The following is a 13697-nucleotide window of genomic DNA, read 5'->3' as shown; positions in this document are numbered from 1 at the left end:
TTTTTCGCCAGACTTCGTTGCTTGCTCCTTACAGATCCACTTCGGGATATGCTCGTCGCTCGCGCCTCGTCTGGCCGAAAAATCCCTTGCCGCGAACGTGAGCGTATTTATGAAATGGACCACTTAGCCCTGACTAACCATCGAACCGAACCTGTTGCCTGGGCCGTCTCCGGGTTCACCGGAAGCGCATACAATCCGCTCCGTTGTTTGAATGCGACGCCGTAGGCCAATTGCCCGTTGCGCGACCAGTTGTAAAACTTCACGGCGCCTACGTCGCCCATCACAGGAAACGGCGTTCCAACGAACTTGCCGTCCCGCACCTGAACACACCAAAGGTCCTGATGCTCCTGCCCCGCGCCGGGCTGCGAACACCGAAAGGCCAAGTGCTTACCGTCCGGACCCCAGATTGGGTCACTCTTTTTACCTGGCAAACCGGCCAGGACAACGCGGTTTGAAGCCGCAATATCATGGATACAAAGCTCTGACACGTCGCCCGTAGAGCAGTACGCAATAAACTTCGCATCCGGCGAGAGGCGCCGCGGATAGCTTTCAGCGATCCGGTCTCCCGCAAAGTCGGTTCTTTTTCCCGATCGCAAATTGACAAGGAAAGAATTGGGCCCGCCTGACTTCCACTCGCGGAAGCCCAACACGACTTGATTCTCTGAAGACCAATCTTCGATGTTGAGATCCCCTTCCCACAAGACTTCGGACCTACCAGTGTCAATCTCCACGGCTCGAACGACTCGATTGGTCCAGGTGCTTGCCGCCGTCGGGACGCCGTCAGGCGAGCTTCCATAGGCAACTCGTTTGCCGTCGGCGGACCAGACCACGCCCCACTCACACCTTTCGGCCACCTTTTTTTGCGTGCCCACACTTGTATCCACCAAGATCAATTCCCTGTTGTAACTGACTCGGGCCAAATAACGGCCATCCGGCGAGAGGGCTAAGTTCTCAGAGTCGTCGAAGAAATCGCTACGATTGCCCGTAACGAGCCGGCGCGCTGAAGCTGTCTGCAGCGGTTTCGTCGCATCCTCGGTCGTTTGGGTTTGAATCTGCGGGACATCCCTGACCGTTGCCTGAACCTCGGCAGAAGCCAAGGAACCCGCACGAGTCTGCAAAAACGCCAGGAGACCGCTCGCCAAGGCCATCCCGATTCCTATCCACGGACTCCACAGGGCACCCGCCGACGGCTGCGGAGAGTTATCATTCAATATTCGTCGAATGCGCCGTTCGAGTTTCCGGCGGTCGCGCACGGCAGGGATGGCGCCGACCGGTCGAACTTGCGGCAGCAGTTCCAGCAAGGAATTGGCATAGGATGGTCCGATCTGCCCGGAATGGAGCGCCCATTCGTCACAAACCGCGTCCGCCAGATGCGCCAGGCGCGTCCTGGCCCACCAGACCAGCGGTTGCCAGGGGAAAAGCACAGCGGCCAATTCCGCGAACAGTTCGGCGAGATGATCGCGGCGTTTCCAGTGCGCCAGTTCGTGGCAGAACAAACCCTCCCAGTCGAGGTCGCCGCGCGAGGAGAGAGCACCCGCCGGGATGATCAGAAAAGGCCGCTTCGCCCAGCACCAGATTACCGGGCACCCAACTTCCTTCGAGACCCAAACTTTCGGAGTCGCCCGGATTCCCAGTTTGGCCGCCGCCAATTCCGCCGCGTTTTGAATGGCCCCATTCGAATTGGGTCTGGCCCGCTTGATCAACGCCAGGCCTCGAAGAATCGATAACCCAACACGTATAGCAGCCAGCGCGCTGAGCAGAGCCCAAATGGACGCGACGATCGCTTGCCAGCGGAATCGTGCCGGATGTTTCGCGGCTCCGCGGCCTGGCGTCAGCGCCGTTTTTCGCGCGCGCGCGCTTCGGTCAGCGCTTCCGTGGCGACGGATGTCTCCGCGGCCTGGGCAGATTCAGCCGCGGCTGACTGCGGAGAGGGCAGGGCAGGCGCCGTCGGAGTCGGTCCAACGGAGTTGTGGCCGACCGCCGAGACCCGCGGCGGCAGCATTCCCCAACCGTAATGGCGCACCGCCAGGCTGAGCAGCGGCGCGAGCAGCGCGGCCCCCAGCGCGAGCAACAGGACTCGATGGGCGCGGGCCGGACGCCTGGCCCAGCAAAGGCCTCCCAGCAAGCCCAGCAGCAGACAAACGGACGATTGCCAGAAGCAATCCCACAAGAACGGCTCGATTGGAACAGGCAGGTTGGTCATTTCAGTCCCTTTCTCTTTTCGTCGATGATGCGTTTGAGCTCGGCCAAATCCTTCTCATCCAGGTCGGCCGTCTCGACGAGGTGCTGGAAAAGCAGGAGCGGATCGCCTTGAAAGACCTGCTTGATGAAATTCTGGAGCGCGCCGGAGCCGGCTTCAATTCGAGTTTTCGCCGGAGCATAAATGTAGCTCCGGCCATCCTCGCGATGCTTGGCCCAGCCCGCCAGCTCCAGTTTCTGCAAGACCGTGAGCACGGTGGTGTAAGCGAGAGGTTTTTTCTTGGCGAGCCGATCGCGCACATCATGGACGGAGGCTTCCCCTAATTCCCAGAGGATCTCCATGATTTGCCTCTGGAGGGAACCGAAGCGGTCGATGAGTTTGGATTTCATATCTGGACAACGAAGATTGAGCCGGGAGAATTTCGAGGGCAGGAATTCATACGACTGACCGTAGTACTATGACTAATAGTAATTGGCAAGCCCGTTTTCGAATGGATCAAATCAGTCACCTTTTCTCCGGCCGGCAACCAGATTATTACCGGCAGTTGGGATGAAACAGCCAAGGTGTGGGAAGTACAGACAATAAGGGGCGGTCTCACACTCAAAGTGGAACCAATCCCCCCAGATTATTCTTGCCCAACATGGGTCCAATGAATCCTGTACTTTCACGCGGCGGCCAACCGGATCCGGATGGTTTGTCCGTGTTGGTTGACCATGGTAACGGAGATCAAACTGTTAAGCTCCTTCAAGGCAATCGTGGTAAAATGTTGGAATTGCCGCACGCTGCCGTTATGACGTGGGCTTTCTCTCCGAATGGACGAAAGATTGTAACTGCGAGCAGCGATGGGACGGCCAAGGTATGGAATACCGCCATGCCGAAGTTCTGGCCCATAGCCAACGCCAAAGAACTGGCGACTCTCAAAGGGCACAGCGGGGCGATCACGGCGGTGGCCTTTTCTCCGGACGGCAAACGCATCGTGACAGGGGGTGGCAGTGGAGATCACACGATAAGGCTATGGGATGCGTCCACCGGAAAGGAATCGTTGATGCTCGAAGGACACGAATCGCAAATCACAGATGTCCTGTTTTCCTCCGATGGGCACTGGTTTGTGACTCACAGTTGGGATGGGACATTGAACAATCGGGATCAGGCGAAAGATTGGAACGCCTGGAGGGCGGCTTCTCCAGAACAGGTGTCGCAGTGGCAGAAAGAAGAAAAGGCCGCCATGCACCGCTGAGCCAATGTTCCGCTCTGAAGAACCGCGGCCCAAGAAAAAATGATCGATGCAAGCTGATGACTGCTTTGCCTACCAACCAGTGCGAACAAGACCGGGAACGAGGTCGAAATGCCTGTCATTGCTGAGCACCGGCAGCCCATGCTGCCGAGCAAGCGCGGCGATCCAGGTGTCATTGGAGGGGATCGGAGTCGCCCGTTGCCTCAACGTCTGGCGAATCTCGGCATAGAGCACGGCCGTTTCCTGAGTGACGTTTTCAGAACCGTCCAATGCGAAGCCAGCGCTTCCAGCCAATGCAAGCGTCGATCCCGCTCGGGGCTTCCCATCAATCCGAAGCGGTATTCGCCGAGGACAATCACTGGAAGATACGGGCCAGCGGCATTGGCGATGGTTTCCCTAACGGCTTGGTTTCCTTCGGCAAACGCGGAGAGCGCATTTGTGTCGAGGATCACCGTGTCTCCTCCGGCTCCAGGCTCTCGAATTCGTCGTCGATCAGTTTCTGGATTCGGCGGGTCTCCGCTCGCGTCTCGGGCGTTTGTCCGAAGGCGCCAAAGTCCTTCATCCAGAGAGGCTCCTTTTCAAGTGGAGCGCGCGGTTGGCTCGCGGCACCTTGATGTGGCGGTTGTGTTCTCAACCATTCGAGCAAAGCTTGGGCTTGGCTCTCGGAGAGTTTTTTCACTTTCTCTACGGCAAGTTCTACCGTGCTCATGGTCCAAAAATATCAGCGGTTCCCAGCCGCATCAAGCCGTGTACGCGTCCAGGGAGAGCACTCTCGCCAGTCTGCGCCAGGCCGTTTTGGTCTCGCCCCCGAACAGCCTCGCCTGGGTCCTGGCAACTGCGCAGGACGCGGCAGTTAGGAATGGCACTAAAGCCCTGAAGTTGGCTGGTGAGGCGTGCGAGAAGAATCGCTGGAAGGAGGCAGGCTTCGTGGACACGTTGGCCGCGGCCCATGCGGAACAGGATCAATGGGACCAAGCGATCATCATGGAACAGAAGGCCATCTCGCTTCTCTCGCCGGAGCGACAGGATTCAAAGCTGGTGGAGAAATTTCAAGCCCGTCTGCGCCTTTACGAACGCCACGAAAAGTTTCGCCAATGAAATGTCAGAAAGGTTTCTTGAGCCTGCGCTATCCTTTGAGTTTCCTGGTTTCTTTTGGCGGAGGAAGTTGTCGCTCGAATTTCAGCAGCGTGTTTTCCAGACGGAGCACCAGCTTCTCGCGTTCGTGTCGTTCTTCTTCGCGGAGACTGCGGATTTCCGAGCGCAGTTTATATTGCAGCCGGACGACGAGGTCGCTCAAATCATCGAATTCCCGGCGCAGACGCGCCAGATTCTCTTTGTTTTCCTGAACCTCTCTGGCCAGGAAGACTTGACCGCGAAACAATTCAAGCAGCTTTTTCCACATGAAGATTGGCGCGAATGTGGTCGAGTTTTCGGCGGGTCGAGGCTTCGAGCCGGCGGATTTCAGCGTCCGTCTTCTTCATGTTGCGGCGAATCGCCGCGATTTCCGAAATATATCCACCGATCTCGGCAAGATATTTCGCGTCCTGCTCGCCCGTGCCGTTGGCCGCCGCTGCTTTCGTTGTCATGGTCAGAATTTATCCTGTCGCTTCCCGGTTGCAATGCGGGAATTGAAGCATCCGGTAAATCGCCCAATGCGGCAGGCGAGGCACGCGCGCTGCTCTTTCAAATCATCAGCATTTGGGCCATGAGGAAGCCGCGGCGGCGAGGCCGGCGGTCATGCTCTGGCCGACAAAGAGCCTGGCGTTCGCGCGCCTGGCTCAAAAAGTTCTCGAACAGGATTCCAAAGAAAACCCGCGTCGATTGGGCGAGGCGGATTTTCTCAGCCAGTATGCCGTCAAGCTTGCGCCAAACGATTGATTCTGTGTCCGTCTTCTTGCCGCCGTCAGAGGATTTCGACCTGTTTGCGCGTCGCGCTTAAAGTTGAAATGGGACGCGGTGGAATGCGTCCTGGAATGCGTCCTGGAATGCGTCCCGGAATGCGTCCCGACCAACGCAAATCGGGATCCATGCCTGGTTTCGAGCCACTCGCCAGCCCTGCCTCGAAATCGGCTCGACGGTCGCAGCGCCCGCCCTTAGTGTCCCGCGTCGTCTCCATGCACGAGAAGCGCCATGATCCGGTTTGGGTCGGATTTCGTGCTTCGGATTCCGGTTGAGTATGTCCAAGAAAAAGCGCAGGCCGTCGAGTCACCCAAAACCAGGGGACCATCCTGGACCCACCGCACTCGCAAGCGGCGCCAAAGCTCCAAAGGCCGCCGAGCGACACGATCCAGTCCCACGCAGGCGGCTCTGGCTGTTCCGGCTGGCGCTCTTCGGGTTGTTCCCGATTTTGTTCCTGGTTGCGCTCGAAGCGGGGCTTCGCGTTTTTGGCTACGGTTATCCCACAAGCTTCTTTGTGAAGCTGGAGGATGGCGCGACTCTGACCACCAATCGAAAGTTTGGCTGGCAATTCTATCCGCGCGAGACCGCGACTGTTCCGCACCCGATTTTTGTTCCTGCCCAGAAACCGCCCGGCACGATCCGCGTTTTCATCCTGGGCGAATCCGCGGCCGCCGGCACGCCCGACCCCGCCTTCGGCTTCGCCCGAATTCTGGAAGAGATGCTGCGCCGCCAGTTCCCCGACAAACAGTTCGAGGTCATCAATGCCGCGATGCGCGGCATCAATTCCCACATCATCCTGCCGATCGCGCGCGAGTGCGCGCGCCTTCAGTCGGATTTGTTCGTCATTTACATGGGCAACAACGAGGCCATCGGTTTGCACGCGCCGGATCCAACCGGGTTCAACTTTACGTCCTATCTGAAGTTGCTTCGCCTCGGTCAATGGATGAAATCCACGCGCACGGCCCAGTGGCTGGAATCGACGATTCGCCTCGCGCAAAAGCCCGACCCCTCGAAATCCCGCCAGCAGGACGTCGAATACTTCCGCCGCCACCGCCTCACGATCCACGATCCGCGGCGCCAGGCCGTTTACGATAATTTCCGCGCGAACCTGGAGGACATTTGCCGCGTGATCGAAAAGGCCGGAGCCAAAGCCATCGTCTCGACCGTGGCCGTGAATCTGATGGATTTCCCGCCGCTGGGCTCCTTGCATCGCGCGGATCTAACCGACTCGGAGAAGAATCGCTGGGAAGCCGCTTACAAGGAAGGCGCGGTCGCGGAGAAAAACGGCCAGCCCGACAAGGCGCTTCAGCATTTCTCCGACGCGTTGCGCCTGGACGATCATTTCGCCGAACTCCATTTCCGACTCGGACGCTGTTACGCCGCGATCGGACAGTTCGACAAGGCGCGCGAGCATTATCGCCAGGCGTTGGACCAAGACGCGATGCAGTTTCGCACCGACAGGCGGATGAACGAAATCGTCCAGCAAGTGGCCTCGGGCATGGAAGCTCAAGGCATTTTCCTGGCCGATTCGGCGCGGGCATTTGAACAAAGCGCATTGAGCGACCACGGAATTCCCGGCGAAAAGCTCTTCAACGACCATGTCCATTTCACGTTCGACGGCGATTATCTCCTGGCGCAAACGATTCGTGACGCAGTCGAAAAAGCGCTCGGCCTCGGGTCTCCCGCGAAACCGCTGCCGTCGCGGAAGGAATGCGCGGACGCGCTCGCGTTCACGGCTTGGGATGAATTCAACGTCGCCGACGCCATGGCCCGGATGACGGCCAAACCGCCTTTCGTCGATCAACTGGAACACGCGGAGAGACAGCGCCGGGCAGAACTTTCCGTATCCAACCGCCTGAGCCGTTTTCGCCGCGAAGATTTGGACCGGGCGATTCAGACCTATCGCCAGGCCATCACTCAAAAGACCAACGACTGGCAATTGCACTACAACTTCGGCGGTTTGCTGGCCGACTCGAAAGACTACAAGGGCGCGATCGCTCAACATGAAACCGTAGTGAAACTTCATCCGAGCCTTTTGCTGTCCAGGCTTGCCCTGGGCGATGTGCTTATGAAAGCCGGAAGACGGGAGGAAGCCATTGAACAATTCCGGCAAGCGCAGCGCATTGCTCCCGACTTCCGCCCCGCGCAAGAAGCACTGGAACACGCTGCGTCGATTCGACAGAATTCTCGGTGACTTCCCATGGATCGGTTTTCGCCGACTCATTTACGGTAAACTTCACGGCGGTGTCCGACTGCAAGCAAGTGAAGCACGCCTTGGGCGCGGTCGAAATCGTAGATGACGCGATAATCGCCCACCCGGAGGCGGTAGGTATCCAGTGCCTTCATCCGGTGGTGTGGATGAATGTCCAGCATCAACCCTAAGAGCGTGTCCGAAAATTGCGCGGGGTCCTGCGGCGAGGGATTTTGGCTGTGGCCAAGGCGGCGAGGTCCGAGCATCCCCAACGCGGGCTGTAAGGACCGAGCCAACGCAGGCCACGGACAAAAGACCCGCCGCCCGGAGGGTTTTCGCGCCAAAGGCCGCCTGGCTTCGTTGCTCCTCAGTCGAAGATCCAGGGAGGATATTCTCCTTCGTCGCGCCTCGCCATCCGGCCTTTGGCGCGAAAACAAGACCCCGCGGAATTTTCGGACACGCTCTAAGCGATCGATGCTGGTTTCGATTCTGATTTGGATAGCAGCCGGAAGTTTGAAGAAGTCCCTGTCGAAATCCCGCGAATAGATTTGCAGCGCCGCGCTCACGGGCCAGTTTCAGGCCTGCGGACGCGCGAGTGGATGCCACCAGCGATTTCCTGTTTGGCCCGCTGGATTTTCGCCTTGAACTCGTTGCTGACTTCTAATTGGTCTTCAATGAAATCGTCCAGCCAATCGCGAACTGCCTGCAAGTCTGCAAGTGACAGTTTGGCGAGCGCCGACTCTATGTCTTGGACGTTGTTCATAAGAGCCACAATGGCGGATGCTCCCGGCCAATTCAAGTCTCGGAAATCGGTCCTCCCGCAACTCAAGCCTCACTCAATGATGAACACGGATCGATTGTCACGCTGACGAAGCAGCCGATCGAATTGGTCCTGCGCCAGACGTCCTTCAGGACTCAACAGAACCTCCGGCCCGGCGCGATCTGACACATCCGCCGGCCGCTGATTCCAGAGTTCCAAAGCCCGTTCGCGGGCCCGGGCCCGTTCCGCCGCCGGAGCCACGTAGTCGTACGTGAAGTTTTCAAATCCCGGAATCTGCTGGAACGACCGGCCCGCTCGATACCGCACCACGCCGTAAGGATCGTCGAGCAGTTGGGCCAGGATTGGCGCCATCCAACGCTGGCTTGAAATTTGGCGCGCGGGTTCCCACCCCATGGCCCACGCCATGATTGCGCGTTGCGCCGCGTCACCTTTCAACGCCCAGAGCGCGGCGGCGGAAATCGACGCTTCGTCCGGACTCAGGTTGGTCGAAGGAGTCTGGTACCACTCGGACAAATACCGCGCCGTCCAGGCCAGCGTTTTGTCGAGGTGACACAGGTTGCAGGCGTTGGGCCGGCCCGTTTGAAGACTGCTTTGAACCGTCGGACTGGAAATCTGGTGGCTGCGGATGGCGCCGAGAAGCCCCCAGTTCGTGTGCGGCATGTGGCAATTGTAGCATTCGCTCCCGCTCGACTCGGCCCGGTGCCGCGTGTGTTCCGTGAGGCGAGTCCGCAGGGAAGTGTGGCACTGGAGGCACGCCTGATTTCCATTCATGCCCCGGGCGAGTTGATCGTTCGGATCGCTCTCGTGCAGCGAATGGCACGAGAAGCACGTGAGGTTGCCGCGCTCATAGCATGGCGATTGAACCATGCCTGTGTACTCGCGGCCCGCGATGCGCACCATGCCGTCGCGCCAGAAAAAATGCTGCACTTCCTCGGATTCTTTCATCGCCTCGGCCAGACCGGGGATTTTCGAACCCTTGGCCGGGAGCACCAGCGCCATGTGCTTTTCCAGGTCGCCGCCGGGCCTGAATTGCGAGCCGCTCTGTTCCCAGTCTTTGTCCAGGTTCACTTTGATCGCGTGGCATTGGCCGCACGCCTCGGAGGCTTTTTTCGGCGGCAGACGCGCGGGATTGACGATCGTCGGGTCCGGCTTGCCGAAGTGCGTTCGATAGCGGTGCAACGGTTGGCGGTGCTTCTTCACGTGCTCTTCGGCCGGACCGTGGCACGCTTCGCAAGCGATGCCCATTTCGCCGACGCGCGTTTCCATCAGCCCCGTTTTTGAATCGCGCCGCGGTTGGGCGCCGGTGGAGTGGCACTTGATGCAATTCATGTTCCACACCTGTACGAGCAAAGGAAGCTGCGGATCGCGCACGATGGAATCCTCGCGCAGCACCCAGCGCTGGTCCTCGATCAACCAGGTGAACGGAAGGTCGTATTGCAGATTGCCGCGCTGGCTTGGCACCCAGAATTTTTGCAGATGATGCGAACCGGTCGCCATGCTCACGCGGCGCCAGACCCGCGGCGCGTTGGTCAGATTGTGCCCATCCAGGCTTCGGGTCCGGCTCGATTGGTCCGCCTTCCAATCCGGATCCGGCATTTCCACCCACAGTTCGTTGCCGCGGCGCTGCAGGTGGTACCGCTCTCCGCGGGCATCGAGTTTCACATCATTGAAATCGGCCACGACCGTGTCTGCCGTGGCGTACTGCGTCATGGTCCGGTGAAAACTGCGATGCCAACTGTGGTATTCGTCCGGATGGCAGGCCTGGCAATGATCGGAAGTGACGTAGCCGTTCTGGTCCTCCTCGCGCGGCACGTGCTCAAATTTTGCAGACCGGGCACTGGCTGCTTGGTTCTGGAGATTGTTCCAGGCGAAGCCCAACAGAAGCATGAACGAACCCACGACCGCTGTGCCGGCCCAGGCCCAGGTTCGCAGAAGGTTCCGTTTGGCCAGCAAAGGCAAGATCCCCGCCAGGCAAAGGAAAAGGAACAGGAGCCGGTCTGCATTCATGCGATGTTCTGCACGGAAGATTGCTGTACACCAGGCAATCCCGTGGAGCAAAAAGAATCGTCACAGTTCAGCGCATCAAGCGCACATTAAATCGGTTGAAAGGGAAACTTTGCGCAAGCTGAAGAAACTTTTATGGATAGCAGTATCCGATCGACACGAATCGGAGTTGGGTTTCGGCGCTTTCGCGACGGCGATAAAACGGGAAGCGGCCCCTCCGGCATCAATCCATCCCGGAGTCTACTGCTAGGTCCGCGGGATGGACGACAAAGCTCGTAGCGCGGAGTTGCACTCTGCCGTATCGCAGAATTGTATTCTGCGGGGCGTCTCCCAGTCCGAGCACGCTGGGACTTGCCAGCGCCCCGCCGATTGGAAATCTGCGCTGCGGTTCTCCGGTCGATCTGTCGTCAATCCCACGGTCGGCACAGTAAATCAAGCGCGCGGCGGGAGGGTCGTAGTTTTGCGGCGAGCCCGGTAGCGTATCTGAATGGCATCGAACAAGGCCTCGCGGCTGGTTCCCGACGGCAGTCCAAAGCGCAGTTTAAGAGCTGCTCGAAGGAAGCAGCGCATTGCGCGTCCTCGTCCGGAGGACACGTTCGCATCTCGTGATAGGCTTCCAGCAACCTCTCGATCTCAGGACTCATTAAAGCAGGCTTTCAGAATCTCGGCCCGCTGATCTTGGGTCGGGCTTTTTCCGTGCGCCTGGGTTCACCGCCGCGGCCGACACCGGAGCAGTACGCGCAACTGGAACGCGCCGGCCAGCTTCAAGAATTGGTCAGCAAACGGTTTCGGAATGCGGATGCGGAGTGCGGAATTGAATGCGCGTGCGGCCATCATTATTCCGCATTCCGCAATTCGCACTCCGCATTCGAAGAGTCGGTCAGCGCGGCAGGACAAATGAGAATCGCTGCGGGCTGGCCGAGCGCATTGACAACCCCGGGGTTCCTCCGTAAGAGACAGGCAATGGTTTCGACGGGTTCGTTCCGCGGGCTGGTTGAGTTCAGTCCGGCTTTTGTGCCTCGCCGCTCAATCAGCCACGTGCTGTTTGATTTCGACGGCACGCTCTCCTTGATCCGCGAGGGTTGGCCCGAGGTCATGCTTCCCCTGTTTCTCGAAATGTTGCCTCGGCGGAATGACGACACAGAGGATCAACTCCGGCGGATGTTGTTCGACGACATCATGCGCTTGAATGGCAAGCAGACGATTTACCAGATGATCCAGTTCGCCGAGCGCGTACAGGAGCGCGGCGGCCAGGCCGAGGAACCGCTCTGGTACAAGCACGAATATCTGCGGCGCTTGGACGAAAAAATCCGGCACCGGATCGAAGGCATCGCCAACGGGTCCCTCCAGCAGGACGATTTTCTCGTCTTCGGCGCCCGGCCGCTTTTGGAGAACTTGAAGGCACGCGGGCTCAGCCTTTACCTGGCGAGCGGCACGGACGAGCCGTTTGTGAAGGAAGAAAGCCTGTTGCTGGATCTGACTCGATATTTTGGCGAACACATTTACGGCGCGAAGGACGATTACAGGTCGTTCTCGAAAAAAATGGTCATCGAACGCATCCTCCGCGAGCACCGAATCGCAGGCGAACAATTGCTCGCGTTCGGCGATGGCTACGTGGAAATCGAGAATACGAAAGAAGTCGGCGGGCTGGCGGTGGCGGTGGCGAGTGATGAAGCGCGCAATGGATCGGGACGCATGGACGAATGGAAACGGCAGCGTCTGGTGGGCGTGGGCGCGGACGTCTGCATCCCGGATTATCGGGACGCGGACGCCTTGCTGAAGGTTTTGTTCGCATGAGCGCGTTGCGGACGCATCTCCGGATGGGAACGGGGCGGCGCCGTAGCGCCGCCGAATTCAAGGTTCAAGGTTCAAAGTTCAAAGTTCGATGTTCAACTTTCCACGAACCTGACGGCTGGGCGAGCCTGTCCTCAGCGAGCCGGGTCGGACGTGTTCCAAGCCGGTTGAGCGGCTCGCCGGGACGGACTCGCCCTACCGGGTCCACGGGGCGTGCGCATGGTGATTCGACCAAGGGAACTTCCCATGAACCGTTCCTCCGGACCGTGGCCTTTAGGCCGCTTCTACGCCGGACTCCGAAGAGTGCGCGGAAGCAGCCTGAAGGCTGCGGTCCGCACGGTTTTCGGTCCAAGGGCCATGTGCATGGCCCTGAGGCCAAGAAAGCTTCCCATGGACTCTGAGCCGCTGGATCTTTCCCGCTTGAAAGTGCTCCCGCTCGCGGCGCGCAAGAGCCTCACACGAGTCGAAGAGATTTTGATCGCGCCGGACGGAACTCCTGCGCTGTGCGACGAACGAACCGCCTCGGTCATCCGGGAAGCGGCCAGCAAGATCACGGCGGCTCGCGAACGCGGCGCCAGCGTCCTGCTCATCTACGGCGCGCATTTGCTGCGCAATGGCGCGGCGTTGATCCTCGAACGGATGATGACGCGCGGGTGGTTGACTCATCTCGCGACCAACGGCGCCGGCTCGATTCACGATTGGGAGTACGCCTTCCTGGGCCGATCCACGGAGAGTGTCGAGGAAAACGTGGCCACCGGAACGTTCGGCGCGTGGGATGAAACCGGGCGCAACATCCATCTGGCGCTGCTCGCTGGCGCTTTGCGCGGCGAAGGGTACGGGCGGGCAGTGGGACGGTTTATCGCGGAGGACGGCGTCGCGTTGCCCGCGGCCGATGCATTACGGCAAGCGATCCAGTCCGAGCCGTTGCACCCGTTGACGCCGGCGCGAGCCGACTTGCTGCAAGCCATGCAAGCGCATCATTTGCCCGCGGGACGGATCGAAGTCTCCCACGGCTGGAAGCACGCTTCGATTTTTGCGAATGCGTTCCGCCACGGGATTCCGCTGACCGTGCATCCGGGCGTCGGTTACGACATTATTGCGAATCACCCGATGTTCAACGGCGCGGTCATCGGACGCGCGGCGGATTTGGATTTTCGGAGTTTTGCGGCCGCGGTGGAAGGGTTGGATGGCGGCGTGGTCCTGTCGATCGGTTCGGCGATCATGGGGCCGCAGGTGTTCGAGAAAAGCCTGAGCTGCGTGAATAATTTGCGTCTCCAGGCGCGGCGTCCCATTGTCTGCGATCACAGCATTTATGTGGTCGATATCCAGGACGCGGGGAATTGGGATTGGGCGCACGGGGAGCCGCCGAAGACCAACCCGGCTTACTACCTGCGCTTCTGCAAAAGTTTTTCGCGCATGGGCGGAGCGATGCAATATGTGTGCGGCGACAATGCGACCTTTGTCCACCATCTTTACTGTGCGCTGGCATCCAGGCCGCCGCGCTCGTGCTCCAGTGCATCCACAAGTTCTCGGTGATTCTGTCCTCGTAGCGCAGAGTTGCACTCTGCCGTAGCGCAGAATTGCATTCTGCGAA

At 59.3% G+C, this 13697-nt stretch carries 16 protein-coding genes; 6 read left to right on the top strand and 10 right to left on the bottom strand.

All coding sequences use genetic code 11. The features are described 5' to 3' along the window. Window positions 1-107: 107 nt before the first annotated feature. The 3 genes from FJ398_09635 to FJ398_09625 are packed head-to-tail and all read right to left on the bottom strand — an operon-like array spanning window position 108 to window position 2589. Complete coding sequence (locus FJ398_09635; protein ID MBM3838212.1) at window positions 108-1907, bottom strand: hypothetical protein; 1800 nt, start codon at window positions 1905-1907, stop codon at window positions 108-110. Beyond that, entirely contained in the window at window positions 1832-2203 is a 372-nt protein-coding gene (locus FJ398_09630) for a hypothetical protein (protein ID MBM3838211.1), read from the bottom strand. The genes FJ398_09635 and FJ398_09630 overlap by 76 nt, the downstream gene beginning before the upstream one ends. Next, complete coding sequence (locus FJ398_09625) at window positions 2200-2589, bottom strand: BlaI/MecI/CopY family transcriptional regulator (GenBank protein MBM3838210.1); 390 nt, start codon at window positions 2587-2589, stop codon at window positions 2200-2202. The genes FJ398_09630 and FJ398_09625 overlap by 4 nt, the downstream gene beginning before the upstream one ends. A 242-nt stretch (window positions 2590-2831) precedes the next feature. Between FJ398_09625 and FJ398_09620 the strand changes: the two genes are divergently transcribed. Next, a complete protein-coding gene (locus FJ398_09620) occupies window positions 2832-3437 on the top strand; it encodes a hypothetical protein (GenBank protein ID MBM3838209.1) in 606 nt (201 codons plus the stop codon). A gap of 69 nt (window positions 3438-3506) precedes the next feature. Here the strand turns inward: FJ398_09620 and FJ398_09615 are convergent, their stop codons facing one another. Beyond that, entirely contained in the window at window positions 3507-3776 is a 270-nt protein-coding gene (locus FJ398_09615; GenBank protein MBM3838208.1) for a type II toxin-antitoxin system VapC family toxin, read from the bottom strand. 106 nt (window positions 3777-3882) lie between these two features. Beyond that, the gene (locus FJ398_09610; protein ID MBM3838207.1) at window positions 3883-4143 is read right to left on the bottom strand and encodes a hypothetical protein; all 261 of its coding nucleotides are present in this window, start codon (window positions 4141-4143) and stop codon (window positions 3883-3885) included. 38 nt (window positions 4144-4181) lie between these two features. Between FJ398_09610 and FJ398_09605 the strand changes: the two genes are divergently transcribed. Continuing rightward, window positions 4182-4532, top strand: a complete 351-nt coding sequence (locus tag FJ398_09605) for a hypothetical protein (GenBank protein ID MBM3838206.1) — start codon at window positions 4182-4184, stop codon at window positions 4530-4532. A gap of 28 nt (window positions 4533-4560) precedes the next feature. On the opposite strand, the gene FJ398_09600 is transcribed toward FJ398_09605, so the two are convergent. After that, complete coding sequence (locus tag FJ398_09600; GenBank protein MBM3838205.1) at window positions 4561-4836, bottom strand: hypothetical protein; 276 nt, start codon at window positions 4834-4836, stop codon at window positions 4561-4563. Beyond that, window positions 4817-5020: a hypothetical protein gene (locus tag FJ398_09595; GenBank protein MBM3838204.1), complete on the bottom strand. Its 204-nt coding sequence runs from the start codon at window positions 5018-5020 to the stop codon at window positions 4817-4819. Before FJ398_09595 ends, FJ398_09600 begins: the two co-directional genes overlap by 20 nt. Window positions 5021-5610: 590 nt before the next feature. Here FJ398_09595 and FJ398_09590 point away from each other — a divergent pair. Then, a complete protein-coding gene (locus tag FJ398_09590; GenBank protein ID MBM3838203.1) occupies window positions 5611-7527 on the top strand; it encodes a tetratricopeptide repeat protein in 1917 nt (638 codons plus the stop codon). 26 nt (window positions 7528-7553) lie between these two features. Here FJ398_09590 and FJ398_09585 read toward each other — a convergent pair whose 3' ends face one another. The 3 genes from FJ398_09585 to FJ398_09575 form a co-directional block, all read right to left on the bottom strand. Continuing rightward, window positions 7554-7790 carry a type II toxin-antitoxin system RelE/ParE family toxin gene (locus FJ398_09585; GenBank protein MBM3838202.1) on the bottom strand — a complete coding sequence of 79 codons (237 nt, stop codon included), beginning with the start codon at window positions 7788-7790 and terminating at the stop codon, window positions 7554-7556. A gap of 296 nt (window positions 7791-8086) precedes the next feature. Further along, window positions 8087-8323 (bottom strand): hypothetical protein, encoded by a 237-nt coding sequence (locus FJ398_09580; GenBank protein ID MBM3838201.1) that lies wholly within the window; start codon window positions 8321-8323, stop codon window positions 8087-8089. A gap of 33 nt (window positions 8324-8356) precedes the next feature. Beyond that, a complete protein-coding gene (locus FJ398_09575; GenBank protein MBM3838200.1) occupies window positions 8357-10312 on the bottom strand; it encodes a hypothetical protein in 1956 nt (651 codons plus the stop codon). A 960-nt stretch (window positions 10313-11272) separates the two neighbouring features. Here FJ398_09575 and FJ398_09570 point away from each other — a divergent pair. From FJ398_09570 to FJ398_09560, 3 genes are read left to right on the top strand one after another with little or no spacing between them, the layout of a single operon-like run. Continuing rightward, window positions 11273-12106, top strand: a complete 834-nt coding sequence (locus tag FJ398_09570; protein ID MBM3838199.1) for an HAD family hydrolase — start codon at window positions 11273-11275, stop codon at window positions 12104-12106. Beyond that, window positions 12103-12504, top strand: coding sequence for a hypothetical protein (locus tag FJ398_09565; protein MBM3838198.1), 402 nt, complete (start codon window positions 12103-12105; stop codon window positions 12502-12504). Before FJ398_09570 ends, FJ398_09565 begins: the two co-directional genes overlap by 4 nt. After that, window positions 12494-13639, top strand: a complete 1146-nt coding sequence (locus tag FJ398_09560) for a hypothetical protein (GenBank protein ID MBM3838197.1) — start codon at window positions 12494-12496, stop codon at window positions 13637-13639. Before FJ398_09565 ends, FJ398_09560 begins: the two co-directional genes overlap by 11 nt. The last annotated feature ends 58 nt before the right edge of the window (window positions 13640-13697 follow it).

It is taken from the genome of Verrucomicrobiota bacterium, from assembly GCA_016871535.1.
Classification (GTDB): Bacteria; Verrucomicrobiota; Verrucomicrobiia; order Limisphaerales; family SIBE01; genus VHCZ01.
The sequence above is the reverse complement of the archived record's forward strand: the minus strand, read 5'-3'. Positions and strand labels throughout refer to the sequence as shown.

What these genes read in the sequence shown, in the direction of transcription:
- FJ398_09630 (MBM3838211.1), bottom strand. Translation starts at nt 2,203, where the DNA reads ATGACCAACCTGCCTGTTCCAATCGAGCCGTTCTTGTGGGATTGCTTC.
- FJ398_09570 (MBM3838199.1), top strand. Translation starts at nt 11,273, where the DNA reads ATGGTTTCGACGGGTTCGTTCCGCGGGCTGGTTGAGTTCAGTCCGGCT.
- FJ398_09610 (MBM3838207.1), bottom strand. Translation starts at nt 4,143, where the DNA reads ATGAGCACGGTAGAACTTGCCGTAGAGAAAGTGAAAAAACTCTCCGAG.
- FJ398_09585 (MBM3838202.1), bottom strand. Translation starts at nt 7,790, where the DNA reads ATGCTCGGACCTCGCCGCCTTGGCCACAGCCAAAATCCCTCGCCGCAG.
- FJ398_09575 (MBM3838200.1), bottom strand. Translation starts at nt 10,312, where the DNA reads ATGAATGCAGACCGGCTCCTGTTCCTTTTCCTTTGCCTGGCGGGGATC.
- FJ398_09625 (MBM3838210.1), bottom strand. Translation starts at nt 2,589, where the DNA reads ATGAAATCCAAACTCATCGACCGCTTCGGTTCCCTCCAGAGGCAAATC.
- FJ398_09560 (MBM3838197.1), top strand. Translation starts at nt 12,494, where the DNA reads ATGGACTCTGAGCCGCTGGATCTTTCCCGCTTGAAAGTGCTCCCGCTC.
- FJ398_09600 (MBM3838205.1), bottom strand. Translation starts at nt 4,836, where the DNA reads ATGTGGAAAAAGCTGCTTGAATTGTTTCGCGGTCAAGTCTTCCTGGCC.
- FJ398_09595 (MBM3838204.1), bottom strand. Translation starts at nt 5,020, where the DNA reads ATGACAACGAAAGCAGCGGCGGCCAACGGCACGGGCGAGCAGGACGCG.
- FJ398_09590 (MBM3838203.1), top strand. Translation starts at nt 5,611, where the DNA reads ATGTCCAAGAAAAAGCGCAGGCCGTCGAGTCACCCAAAACCAGGGGAC.
- FJ398_09565 (MBM3838198.1), top strand. Translation starts at nt 12,103, where the DNA reads ATGAGCGCGTTGCGGACGCATCTCCGGATGGGAACGGGGCGGCGCCGT.